We start from the raw sequence: 12,733 nt of genomic DNA on the forward strand, positions 1-12,733 counted from the left end.
TAGTCTTCCTTTATTTTCTCTTAATTATTACTAATCAATCTGCCAGTCGATTGGTTCCACACCGCCTGCTTCCAGGAATTTATTCGTCTTGCTAAATGGTTTACTTCCAAAGAAACCACGGTAAGCGGAAAGCGGACTTGGATGTGGTGCTTTCAGAATCAGATGGTTCGGATTATTCAACATGCTGGCTTTTCTCTGTGCCGGAGCTCCCCAAAGAATAAATACAATCGGACGATTCTGGCTATTAAGTGCCATAATTGCTGCATCCGTGAACTCCTCCCAGCCAATGCCTCTGTGTGAATTCGCCTGATGTGCCCGTACAGTCAATACTGTGTTGAGCATCAGAACACCTTGCTCTGCCCATTTTGTCAGGCAGCCATGATTCGGGATGGTACAGCCCAGATCATCGTGAAGTTCTTTATAGATGTTTACCAGTGATGGTGGAATATCCACACCTTTCTTTACAGAAAAACAGAGTCCATGAGCCTGTCCTACATTATGATATGGATCCTGTCCAAGAATCACAACCTTTACTTTGTGTAATGGTGTCAAATGAAAGGCATTGAAAATGTCATCCGCCGGTGGAAATATCTGTCTTGTTCGATATTCTTCATTTACTGTCTCAAATAGTTTTTTATAATACGGCTTTTTAAATTCCCCCTGCAAAGCCTCAAGCCAGTCATTATTAATTGCTGCCATTTTCTTTTCTCCTTTTTACTTCCTAGATAGAGATATAGGTAATTGCAACTTTAAGTTACAATTACCCATACCTTTTATCTGTTATAATCGCACAGAAACACCTCTGCCACGAAGATATTCTTTTACTTCCTTAATCTCTAATTCTTTATAATGGAACAGAGATGCTGCCAATGCTGCATCTGCCTTTCCGTCTGTCAGCGCATCGTAAAAATGTTCCAGATTGCCTGCACCGCCGGAGGCTATGACCGGAATATTAACTGCTTCTGCAACTGCACGAGTCAGTTCCAGATCATACCCTGCCTTTGTTCCGTCACAATCCATACTGGTCAAGAGTATCTCTCCTGCTCCCAGTTTTTCCACCTTATGAGCCCACTCCAGTGCATCAATTCCTACATCAATTCTTCCACCATGTTTGTAAATGTTCCAACCACTGCCATCTGCACGTTTCTTTGCATCGATTGCTACAACCACACATTGGCTTCCAAACTTGTCTGCCGCATCCGAAATCAGATTCGGAGTATCAATGGCTGATGAATTAATCGAGATCTTGTCTGCTCCTTCTCGCAACAGTGCCCGAAAATCGTCTACCGTACGGATTCCTCCACCAACAGTAAATGGAATAAATACTGTCTCAGCTACTTTTCTGACCATGTCTACAACTGTGTTTCTTCGATCGGATGAAGCTGTAATATCCAAAAAAACAAGTTCATCCGCTCCTGCTTTATCATAAGCCTTAGCAATTTCCACTGGATCGCCAGCATCCTTCAAATCTACAAAGTTCACACCTTTTACAACTCGTCCGTTATTTACATCCAGGCATGGGATGATTCTCTTTGTATGCATATACCGTTCCTCCTGTCTATAACTCAACAAAATTCTTCAAAATCTGTATTCCAACATCACTGCTCTTTTCCGGATGGAACTGGCATGCAAATACATTTCCACTTTCTACAGATGCATGGATCAATGTGCTGTATTCTGTTGTGGCTGTTACAATACTCTCATCTTCTGCATTCAGATAATAAGAATGTACAAAGTATACATAAGAATCTTCCGGTATTCCACGGAATAATCTGCCTTCATTCGGATACTTCAGAGAATTCCAGCCCATATGAGGAATCTTAAGTCCCGGCTGATCCGGAATCCGAAGAATCTCTCCTTTTAAAATACCAAGTCCTTCTACTCCCGGTGTCTCGTCACTTCGTTCAAATAAAAGCTGAAGTCCCAGACAAATTCCAAGAAATGGAGTCCCTTTTTCCACGACTTCATGGATCACTTCTTCCAGATTATATTGTCTGATCTTGCTCATAGCATCTCCAAATGCTCCGACTCCCGGAAGAATTACTTTGTCTGCCTTTAAAATCGACTCTCTGTCTCTTGTTACAACAACTTCCTGTCCTAAAAGGTGCATGGCCTTTTCCACGCTCTTTATATTCCCTGCATCGTAGTCAATAATTGCTATCATGTGCTCGTGTCCCTTTCTTCTCATTCCTTTATGTCTGTTAACGCACATCTTTCTCTTTTGTTGTGGTTTCTTCTATCGTACATCAAGTGTGAACCAGAATTCAACACCATTATCGTAATTTTTCACACCATATTGCTGATGCATGGATTCCATAATGGCTTTTACGATAGAAAGTCCGATTCCATTGCCTCCATACTCGCGTGTATGAGCCTTGTCCACTTTGAAAAATTTATCCCAGATACGCGGAACATCTTCCTCCGGTATTGGCTTTCCGGTATTAAATACAATCACTTTTGCAAGTCCGTCTTCCCGCAAAATCTTCACTTCAATAATCTTTTCTTCATTGACATGATTATAGGCATTACTTACATAATTACGCACGACCTGTTCAATCTTAAACTCATCCCCCCAGACGTAAACTGGATTTTCTTCCCTGAAAATAAGTTTAACATCCTTTTGTTGTGACAGAATGTCCATACTCTGAAGTACTCCGCCAATCAGCTCTGTCAGATTAAAACGCTCAAATTCTACTTTATCATTCCCGAACTCCAACTGATTCAGTGTCATCAGATTCTTGACCATCCGATTCATCTTACCTGCTTCGTCCATAATAACATCACAATAGAAGTCGCGGCTCTCCGGGTCATCATTAACTCCTTCTTTCAGTCCTTCTGCATATCCCTGGATCAGAGCAATCGGAGTTTTCAACTCGTGAGATACATTTCCCATAAACTCCGTACGCATCTGCTCCATCTTCTCTTTCTGCTCAATATCCTGCTGCAGACTGTTATTTGCCTGCTTCAATTCAGAAATTGCCTTTTCCAGCTTCTGCGACATACGATTAAAGTTATCACCCAGTTCACCAATCTCATTGTTACCACCGCTTGTATACTTCGCTTCAAAATCCAGATTTGCCATACGGTCAGACAGCTCTGCCAGTTCCTGGATCGGCTTTGTAATCCTTCTGGAGAAATACCATACAAGTCCCATGCAGATGATCAGTGTTCCCATACCTACATATATTAGGAAACGATTGGATAATGCAACACTTTCACGGATACTTTCTACAGGACTTCGAATGAGGAAATTCACATTATCGTCAAGTTGTCCCCACATCTCAATATATTCGCTCTGATTCCATGGATCCTGACTTCTCATCAACTGGTAATTGTCTGTGCTATCCAGCACCTTTCCACCTTTTTGTGCCTGGTTCAGAAGATATCCCGCTAACTGCTGCTTGAGCATATTCGTATCGTGCACATTTGTAATCAGTTTTTCATCATCCATATCCAATACAATATAGGAAATGTTGCTCTTCTCACAAAGGACATGTAATTCATCTTGTACTTCATCATTACTGATTGTCCCCTTTTTCACAGCATTCTGTAGTTCTTCATATACATGAATGAACTGCATTTCCTTGTCTCTGATATAATACGGCTCTAAGAACTTTACATTAACAACAAGCAAAATAGCAAGCAGACAGATGACCATGCCTGCAAAAACTGCGATCATCTGCCTCTTAATAGAATGCTTTCTTTTTTCTTTTTGTTTAAAATGCTTCATCTTAATTTACCTCGAATTTGTAGCCCATTCCCCAGATTGTCTTAATGTATTCACCCTTTTCTCCAAGCTTGCTGCGAAGCTTCTTAACATGAGTGTCGATAGTTCTTGCATCTCCAAAATAATCATAATTCCATACGTTATTCAATATCTTCTCCCTGGAAAGTGCAATTCCCTGATTCTCAAGGAAATAAGACAATAATTCAAATTCTTTATAACTAAGTTCCACATCTTTTCCGTCTACCTGCACCTGGTGAGCTGCCTTATCTACAACGATACCACCTGCTTCCACATGCTCATCTGCATCCAACACATTCGAACGTCTCAGAAGTGCATTCACTCTCGCAACAAGAATCTTCGGACTAAATGGCTTAGAAATGTATTCGTCCACGCCAAGATTAAATCCCTGAAGTTCATCCCGCTCATCGCCGCGTGCCGTCAGCATAATAATCGGTACTTTAGAAGACTGACGGATCTCACGGCAAGTCTGCCAGCCGTCCATCTTCGGCATCATGACATCTAATATGATCAGCGCAATATCTTTCTCTGCATAAAACGCCTCCATAGCCTCAAGACCGTCTCCTGCCTCCAGCACCTGATATCCTTCTCTTCCAAGGAAATCCTTCACAAGCTTACGCATTCTGCTCTCATCATCTACAACTAATATCTTGATCTTTTCCATATCATAAACCGTTACTGAAAACTTATAAAAAGTTATAAACTTTTATGTTTCATTCCTACTTCAACGAGTATGCTTTTGATGATATAAATATCTATCTACTCACAAGTTCTTGTACTCTCCATAGGCGTAAATTCCGGACTAACGTATCCGTACATATTTGCATTAACGTTTCAGTGTCAGCTTGCAAATCGTTCTCCATAAGCCTTGAGATTTATTGATGCCTGGAAATCTCTGTCAATTATATTCCCACACGCACATCTATAACCCCTGTCAGATAATTTCAAATCTTTTTTGATGTTTCCACAACAGCTGCAAAGCTTTGATGATGGATAAAACCGATCCGCCACAATAAGCTGGATCCCTTTATCACTGCATTTGTATTCAAGCTGTTTTCTAAACCAAAAAAATCCTTGTTCCTGAACTGCTTTGGATAAATGTCTATTTTTCATCATTCCGCTGACATTCAGATCTTCAATACAGATAAATCTTGGTTTTCGATTTACGATTTCAGATATGGTCTGATTCAAATAGTTTTTACGGATGTTTGTTAATCTGTGATTTCGTTTTAATAAAAGTTTTTCCTTTTTGATTACATTATTGGTTTTGCAGTAACTTTCTCCTTCCTTATTTTTCTCGTAAGAACGAGAGATACTACGCTGTAATCTGCGTTTCTGTTTTTCTAGTTTCTTTACTTTCTGACTCTTATTAATGTTCTTATATTTAACAGCATCAGAGCAGACAGCCAAATCTTTGATTCCTAAGTCTATACCAACTCCATCATCATTAAGTGTTTCCTTGCAATCAGGAAATTCCACACATACACTGATCCACCAGTTCAATCCGTCAAAGGATATTCTCGGATTCATATATTTAACATCTGTTGGAATACGTCCATGTTCTGCAAGTCTTACCCAATTCATTTTCTGCTTATTTGCTTTCCTGTTGGAAGAAAAGCCTTCAAACTTAACGTGGGTATTACTGAATTGTATTTTAACATTGTTCTGATAGAACTTCGGCATTGATCTCTTTTTGGACTTGAATCTTGGGAATTTTTGCAAACCCTTGAAAAAATTCTTATACGCAGTACAGGCATCTTTGATTGCCTGTTTGGTTACATTATTTGAAATATCCAGCAGCCATGCGTATTCATCAGAATGTCTGAGCTTTGTAAATTCTTTTCTGAGTTCTGAATCTGAAATGAATTTGCCACCTTTTTCATAATTTTCTTTTTCCCTGGCCAAAGCCCAGTTATAAGCAAATCTTGAAGCACCTGCGTACTGAAACATCTTAGTTTTCTGTACATTGTTTGGTATCAGCATTACTTTTATGGCTTTTACCATCTGTGTCCTCCTGTATCAATTCCCGGATAAGTTTCTTAGCTTTGTTCGCTCGTTTTCCTTGTAATTTGCAGCTGAATACTGTGATTATTTGAACCAGGTCTTCAACAAGTTCCTGCTGTTCCGATTTTTCAGTATTATCAATATTTCCATTTGCATCCCAATTTCGTAATGTCTGAGCAGATACGCCTATAATTTTTGAGAATTCATGTATAGAATAATATTTACTCAAAGTATCAACTCCTTTCAATAATATTCTAGTCTAATATCTTATAAAACTAAACATCTACTTATATGATTTTATAATTTATATTTATCTGTTAATAACCTCCACTTTTTATCAACATTGTTTCTTTCTGAGATTTGACTCTCATATCATATCATAATTTTTTATTTTACGCATGTTTTTCTATCTGTAATTATTGGAATTATAGGAGAATTTTGATGCATGAACCTCGCAGCAAGAATGCCTCAGCATTCTTGAATATATAGAAAATACAAGTTATCATATACGAAAAAATCTCAATCCGAAGATTGAGATCTCTATAAGAGCGACAGACGGGGTTCGAACCCGCGACCCCGACCTTGGCAAGGTCGTACTCTACCAACTGAGCCACTGTCGCATTCATTATATTGTTCCGTTTGTTTCTTGTGTTCCTTGGAACAATATATACTATACATGATAATCAGACTTTTGTCAACAGCTTTTTTTTATTTTTTTCAAAATTTTTGATGCAATATATTTTATTCCATTTTTTTGCACACTTCTCATATATGAAAGTCTCTAATCTCCTTTCTTTTAATAAGACTAATCTTGGAAAATCAGTTGTTTTTTATTTTTTTTACTGTTATGATAAACAAAACGATGATTCAAGAATGCCTCGGCATTCTTGCTGCGAGGTGGGAGTCATCTCCCAGCTGATATATATAATTCACATAGGAGGTTTGTTATGTCAGAGACAATTACAGAAGAAAATACAACTACAGAAGAAAATATAACTACAATAGATCATGCATCTGCTACAGAAACTATATCCGGTCAGAAAGATACATCTGCTGCAGAAAATGCATCTGGTCAGGAAGATACATCTGCTTCTAGCAGCACAACTATCCAGAAAGATACGTCTGCTTCTAAAAGTTCAACTATCCAGGAAGATACGTCTGCTTCCGGTAGCACAACTGCCCGGAAAAACGCATCTGTCATCAATAATACTACTGCTCCAGGAACAGAATCTGCTTATGACCTGGATTCTGAGATGGATCCGTTTGACAAAGCTGAAAAAGAGCGTGATTCCTCCGGATTTTTTGCCCGTTTTTCTGCTAAAATTGCAAATATCCACTCCCGCCGCGAAGCCAGACTTGTTCGCGATGAAATTATACTTTCCCGTATTCCGGACAAGGACTTGATGGAATACTTAAAATTAGAACAGAAGCGTCTGGAATCCCAGCAGCATGCCAGAGAAATTCGCGAAAAAAGAATTTGGATTGCATTCCAGATGACCATTGCGTTAATTGCCGCAGTCTTAGTTATTTATTTTTTGAAAGACAGTCCGGCAATTCTGATCAGCATCTTATACACAGCCGGTCTTTTGATTGCATTTAACATCTGGAATAAACATAAAGATGGACGCTCACCAAAAGATTAATAATTTAATAAAAAATCCCATCCGGTATTCTTCAACGCAAGAATATCCGGGTGGGATTTTTTTCATCATTAATTCAAGTCGAACGTCCGTGAGACAAATTTACTATTACTCACCCCTGAAGAGGTGGGAGTCTTCTCGACTGAGATAAATTTTATTCTTCCTCTTCTACCACTGAAAGTCCCAATTCATCAAGCTGTTTCTGATCAACTTTTGTTGGAGCCTCTGTCATAAGATCCGAAGCATCTTTTACCTTCGGGAATGCTATCACGTCACGAATGCTATCCTGTTTTGCCATGAGCATAACAAGACGATCCAGTCCATATGCAAGTCCTGCGTGTGGCGGTACTCCATACTGGAATGCTGTCAGGAGGAATCCGAACTGCTCCTGTGCCTGCTCTGGTGTAAATCCAAGCACCTCGAACATCTTGCTCTGGATCTCAGGGTTAAAGATTCGCACACTTCCTCCACCAATCTCATTTCCATTCAAAGTAATATCGTATGCTTTTGCACGGACTCTTCCCGGATCACTGTCAATGTACTGAAGATCTTCTTCCATTGGCATTGTAAATGGGTGATGCATTGCTGTGAAACGGTTCTGTTCTTCACTCCACTCAAGAAGCGGGAACTCTGTGATCCACATAAATTTGTACTCATTCTTATCTAAAAGATCCATCTGGCGTGCAAGTTCCAGACGAAGCGCACCTAATACATCCCATACAACTTTATTCTTATCTGCTGCAAAGAGAAGCAGATCACCATTCTCACCGTCCATAGCCTGAATCAAGTTCTTCTGCTCATCCTCTGTCATGAATTTTGCGAAAGAAGATTTTACAGTTCCATCTTCATGGATTGCAATGTAAGCCAGTCCTTTTGCCCCATAATCCTTTGCATAATCAACCAGCTTGTCAATCTTCTTACGTGCCATTCCTCCTTGGCCTTTTGCGTTGATACCACGAACGGTACCACCATTCTCAATAGCACCCTTAAATACAACAAACTCGCTGTCTTTTACAACATCTGTCACATTGACAAGCTCCATGCCGAATCTTGTATCCGGTTTATCGGAACCGTAACGATCCATAGCCTCCTGCCATGTCATTCTCGGAATCGGAAGCGGAACTTCCACACCAAGAACTTCTTTAAACAGCATCGCAAGGAATCTTTCATTGACATCAATGACATCATCAACATCTACGAAAGACAGCTCCATATCCATCTGTGTGAACTCTGGCTGACGGTCTGCTCGAAGATCCTCGTCACGGAAACATTTTGCAATCTGGAAATATCTGTCATAACCAGAACACATTAAAAGCTGCTTAAATAGCTGTGGTGACTGTGGAAGTGCATAAAAATGTCCCTGATGAACGCGGCTTGGTACAAGGTAATCTCTTGCTCCCTCCGGTGTACTTCCGATGAGTACCGGTGTCTCAATCTCAAGGAATCCTTCATTTGCCATAAACTGACGTGCAAGTGTAGCCACCTTGCTTCTCATCATCAGATTGCGCTGCATATCCGGTCTTCTAAGATCCAGATATCTGTATTTCAGACGGACTTCTTCTTTTGTCTTAGAATTCTCCTCAATCTGGAACGGAGGTGTCTCTGACTCAGAAAGTACACGAAGCTCCTCTGGGATAATCTCAATTTCACCTGTTGCAATGTTCTCATTGACTGCACCAGATCGTTTTGCAACTTTTCCTACAACTGCAACAACATATTCACTGCGAAGCTTTGCAGCCTTCTCGATCAGTGCTGCATCTACACTTCCTTCATCAAATACAACCTGGATAATTCCGGAACGGTCTCTTACATCTACAAATACGAGACCTCCTTTATTACGATTTTTCTGTACCCATCCCATAATGGTCGCTGTCTCGCCTACGTTAGCTGCTGACAGTTCCCCACATCTGTGGGTTCTCTTTAAGCCCTGCATTGACTCTGCCATTTTTCTATATCTCCTTTTTCACTTGTGCGTTCTATTCTCTACAGCCTGTCTACGGAATCTGCATAACAGTCTGCAATTTCTGTATATCCATCTTCTATTAGCTGCTCTTTCTGAAACTTCTTATTCTTCTTCATATTGACGATCAGCACCTGTCGTCCTGCCTCCCGGTCAGCTTTTGCAAGAGCAAGAACCTTCAACATGGCCTCTTTTGGAAGCTTCTTCTCCAGAAGATATGCCTTTTTCCGGCGTCCTCCCGGAACTTTATATCCATTTTCCAGAAGCAGCATGACAATTCTCTCAAATCCAATGGAAAATCCGCATGCCGGTGTATCTTGCCCTGTAAACTTGCCGATCATCTTATCATAACGTCCGCCTCCGGCAACAGAACCGCCAAAGTCATCCATAGTTACCTCAAAAATTGTTCCGGTATAGTAGGACTGTCCTCTTACGAGGGTTGGTGTGAACTGAAGCTTAAAATCACACTCTTTTGCAACTTCTACACTTGACATGATCAGTTCCAGGCCGTCAGCCGTCTCATCGCTCAGATAATCTCCAAGCTTTTCTTTCAGGTAACGGACTCCGGATACATCAGAAGCAACCTCATCAAAAAGAGAAAGGTAGGTCTTAACACTTTCCCTGGTATATCCCATCTCAATAAGCTCTGCCTCGACACCTTCCGGTCCGATCTTATCCATCTTATCCAGAACAATGAAGACTTCATCATAGTCTTCCTCTTTAAAACCACTGTAAGCAGCCATAGATTTCAATATATTACGGTCATTAATACATACAGTAAAATTCTTAAAGTCCAGTTTCCCAAGCATCGCCGTTGTGGCAAGGATCAGCTCGATTTCGGCGAGATTAGAAGCCTCTCCTAATATATCGATATCGCACTGTACAAACTGGCGGAAACGTCCTTTCTGCGGGCGGTCTGCTCTCCATACACTTCCAATCTGAAGTGCTTTAAAAGGAGACGGCAGCTCATTTGCATGATTAGAATAATATCTTGCAAGCGGAACCGTCAGGTCATACCGAAGTCCTCCATCCACAAGATCATTTTCCTCTTTTGCCTCGTCAATTTTTAACTTTTCTCCACGTTTCAAAATCTTGAAGATCAGTTTTTCGTTATCTCCCCCCTGCTTGCTGCACAGGTTCTCGATATGCTCAACACATGGAGTTTCCATAGATTGGAATCCAAATGTTTTATAGGTGTCTTTAATCAGGCCGATCAGGTAATCCCGGATTTCCATCTCTGCCGGCATTACATCTTTCATACCGGTTACTGGTTTCTTCTTTAACGCCATAGCCATTCTCCTTTTCGTTCTATCATCTCGTCCACCCGGCTGATGTAAGCATCGATTGCTTTTACATTCTCCTGCCGGATCAGACTGGTTTTTTTCTTCTTTTTGCTTTCAGGATTTATGACAGGTTCTTTCAGTACGATTTTTGTAGACGCACCTGCACCTGCTGCAATAATGGATTGCTTTTCCTCCATAATTAGTATATTGTATATTCCTGCTTTGTCAACCTTTGCATAGCCCACATTCTCAAAATTTCCGGCAATATTCTTCTGACGATACAGATAATACGGAAAAAGTCCCATCTGTCGGGCTTTATTTCCTGCCATCTCTACCATCGTACCTATTTCATCTTGTATGATCGTTAATCTTTTCCCTTCTCTCTCTTCCTGGCCCATTTTAGCTGCACGTTTAATTGCAAGGGAATGTACCGTCAGATTATCAGGTCCAAGTAACGCAATCTGTCTTAGAGTGTCCTCCATATCCTCCGGTGTCTCTCCCGGAAGTCCTGCAATAATATCCATATTGATATTATCAAATCCCAGCTTTCTCGCCATATGAAATGCTTCATACACTTGTTCTACCGTATGCTTACGTCCAATTGTATCCAAGGTTTTCTGCTGCATGCTCTGAGGATTGATAGAAATTCGATTAATACCGTGATTTCGAAGCACCTGAAGTTTCTCTTTCGTAATACTGTCCGGTCGTCCGGCTTCCACCGTAAACTCCAGAAGTCCTTCCCTTACAAAATGTCTATCAATGCATGTAAGCAGCCGGTCTAACTGATCCGCATTCAAAGTTGTCGGTGTTCCACCGCCCATGTAAATGGTGTCAGCTTTTCTTCCTTCAGACATTTTCGCAATTGCTTCCAGTTCCTTCATAAGTGCAGCCAGATAGTCTTCTACCCGGTGCTCCCAGTCACCTAAGGCACCCGAACTAAACGAACAGTAACTGCAAACCGTTGGGCAGAATGGGATTCCCACATAAAGACTATAGCCATTTTTATAATCCAACTGATCCAGAAGCTTTTTTTCTCTCCCTGCAATCTGCCATGCAAGATGTGCTTTTTCTTCACTCACCAGATTTTCCTTCTGGAACCATGGAACAAACGTCTCCTGTGTCATACCTTCTTCCAGTTTTCTCATAGCAATTTTAGTCGGTCGTACTCCCATCAGGATTCCCCATGCAAGAGTTCTGCCACTTTGCTCTGACAACTTTTTGTATAACATCTGGTCGAGATATTTTTTCATTGCAGATTTCTCCGCTGGCATGTCATTTGTCTGCCTGTCTGCAATTTCAATCATCGCCTCTTTCTGCCCGTCTGTACCATCTTCTGCAAATTCCACAGTTACATAATTAGAGGCTTTTTCGTCCACTGAAGACACAACTGTCTCCGATGGATAAAAAGCCTTCACCATATGATATGCATTATATACAAATGTCTCCTGATTGCATATAACCCGGATCATTCTTAGCCCTCCTGTACATATGGGTTGTGAAGCTTCTCATACTCTATCTTTGTCTCACCCATATGTCCCGGATAAACAATCGTATCATCCGGAAGTGCGAACAGTCGTTCTCTTACAGATCTTACGATTGCATCCTGACTGCTGTTCGGAAAATCCGTACGTCCGACAGAACGCTGGAATAAAGTATCTCCACTAAATACTGCATGTTCTACAGGCAGATAATAGCAACAGCCTCCCATCGTATGTCCCGGTGTATGAATGACTTCTATCGTCTCACCTGCCAGTTCCAGTTTTTGTCCGTCTTTTAACGGTTTTGCACCATCAAAGGAATAACCATTCGTGTAAGATGAAGACAGATTCAGCTCTGGATCCGTCATAATCGGAAGATCCTCTTCCTCTACATAGACCGGAATATTCCAGTTTTCCAAAATAGAATCAATTCCCATAATATGATCGAAATGTCCATGAGTCAGAAGAATTGCCACAAGGTTAAGTTTTTCTTCCTCAATGTATGCTGTAAACTTCTTAGAATGTCCACCTGGATCCACTACAACTGTATCCTTTGTCTCTTCATTTATCAAAAGGTAACAATTTGCCCCCAAAATCCCAAGGGAAAATTTCTCTATCTTCAT

Annotated in this window: 12 protein-coding genes and 1 tRNA gene; 1 reads left to right on the plus strand and 12 read right to left on the minus strand. The window is 40.7% G+C overall.

The genetic code is table 11. The features are described 5' to 3' along the window. Positions 1-30: 30 nt before the first annotated feature. The 8 genes from C7E02_RS06160 to C7E02_RS06195 all read right to left on the minus strand — a co-directional run bounded on the left by C7E02_RS06160 (position 31) and on the right by C7E02_RS06195 (position 6,369). Entirely contained in the window at positions 31-699 is a 669-nt protein-coding gene (locus C7E02_RS06160) for a uracil-DNA glycosylase (protein ID WP_005334523.1), read from the minus strand. An 81-nt stretch (positions 700-780) separates the two neighbouring features. Further along, positions 781-1,542 carry an imidazole glycerol phosphate synthase subunit HisF gene (gene hisF / locus C7E02_RS06165; RefSeq protein ID WP_005337012.1) on the minus strand — a complete coding sequence of 254 codons (762 nt, stop codon included), beginning with the start codon at positions 1,540-1,542 and terminating at the stop codon, positions 781-783. Positions 1,543-1,558: 16 nt separating this feature from the next. Next, complete coding sequence (gene hisH / locus C7E02_RS06170; RefSeq protein WP_005337009.1) at positions 1,559-2,164, minus strand: imidazole glycerol phosphate synthase subunit HisH; 606 nt, start codon at positions 2,162-2,164, stop codon at positions 1,559-1,561. Positions 2,165-2,236: 72 nt separating this feature from the next. After that, positions 2,237-3,730, minus strand: a complete 1,494-nt coding sequence (locus C7E02_RS06175; RefSeq protein WP_105309079.1) for a sensor histidine kinase — start codon at positions 3,728-3,730, stop codon at positions 2,237-2,239. Between the two features lies 1 nt (position 3,731). Further along, positions 3,732-4,409 carry a response regulator transcription factor gene (locus tag C7E02_RS06180; protein WP_005337005.1) on the minus strand — a complete coding sequence of 226 codons (678 nt, stop codon included), beginning with the start codon at positions 4,407-4,409 and terminating at the stop codon, positions 3,732-3,734. A gap of 176 nt (positions 4,410-4,585) precedes the next feature. Next, a complete protein-coding gene (locus C7E02_RS06185) occupies positions 4,586-5,749 on the minus strand; it encodes an RNA-guided endonuclease InsQ/TnpB family protein (RefSeq protein ID WP_105309080.1) in 1,164 nt (387 codons plus the stop codon). Then, positions 5,697-5,996 carry a MerR family transcriptional regulator gene (locus C7E02_RS06190; protein WP_330406743.1) on the minus strand — a complete coding sequence of 100 codons (300 nt, stop codon included), beginning with the start codon at positions 5,994-5,996 and terminating at the stop codon, positions 5,697-5,699. Before C7E02_RS06190 ends, C7E02_RS06185 begins: the two co-directional genes overlap by 53 nt. A gap of 300 nt (positions 5,997-6,296) precedes the next feature. Beyond that, a tRNA-Gly gene (locus C7E02_RS06195) sits at positions 6,297-6,369 on the minus strand. A gap of 327 nt (positions 6,370-6,696) precedes the next feature. On the opposite strand from C7E02_RS06195, the gene C7E02_RS06200 reads away from it, so the two are divergent. After that, on the plus strand, positions 6,697-7,392 hold the full coding sequence (locus C7E02_RS06200) for a hypothetical protein (RefSeq protein ID WP_105309082.1): 696 nt from the start codon (positions 6,697-6,699) through the stop codon (positions 7,390-7,392). Between the two features lie 151 nt (positions 7,393-7,543). On the opposite strand, the gene aspS is transcribed toward C7E02_RS06200, so the two are convergent. From aspS to C7E02_RS06220, 4 genes are read right to left on the minus strand one after another with little or no spacing between them, the layout of a single operon-like run. Then, on the minus strand, positions 7,544-9,334 hold the full coding sequence (gene aspS, locus C7E02_RS06205; RefSeq protein ID WP_005337737.1) for an aspartate--tRNA ligase: 1,791 nt from the start codon (positions 9,332-9,334) through the stop codon (positions 7,544-7,546). Between the two features lie 38 nt (positions 9,335-9,372). Continuing rightward, positions 9,373-10,644 (minus strand): histidine--tRNA ligase, encoded by a 1,272-nt coding sequence (hisS, locus tag C7E02_RS06210; RefSeq protein ID WP_105309083.1) that lies wholly within the window; start codon positions 10,642-10,644, stop codon positions 9,373-9,375. Next, complete coding sequence (gene hemZ / locus C7E02_RS06215) at positions 10,629-12,101, minus strand: coproporphyrinogen dehydrogenase HemZ (RefSeq protein ID WP_105309084.1); 1,473 nt, start codon at positions 12,099-12,101, stop codon at positions 10,629-10,631. Before hemZ ends, hisS begins: the two co-directional genes overlap by 16 nt. Positions 12,102-12,103: 2 nt before the next feature. After that, positions 12,104-12,733 carry an MBL fold metallo-hydrolase gene (locus tag C7E02_RS06220; RefSeq protein WP_005337742.1) on the minus strand — a complete coding sequence of 210 codons (630 nt, stop codon included), beginning with the start codon at positions 12,731-12,733 and terminating at the stop codon, positions 12,104-12,106.

Source organism: Dorea sp. Marseille-P4042 (assembly GCF_900290215.1).
GTDB classification, from domain to species: Bacteria; Bacillota; Clostridia; order Lachnospirales; family Lachnospiraceae; genus Dorea; species Dorea formicigenerans.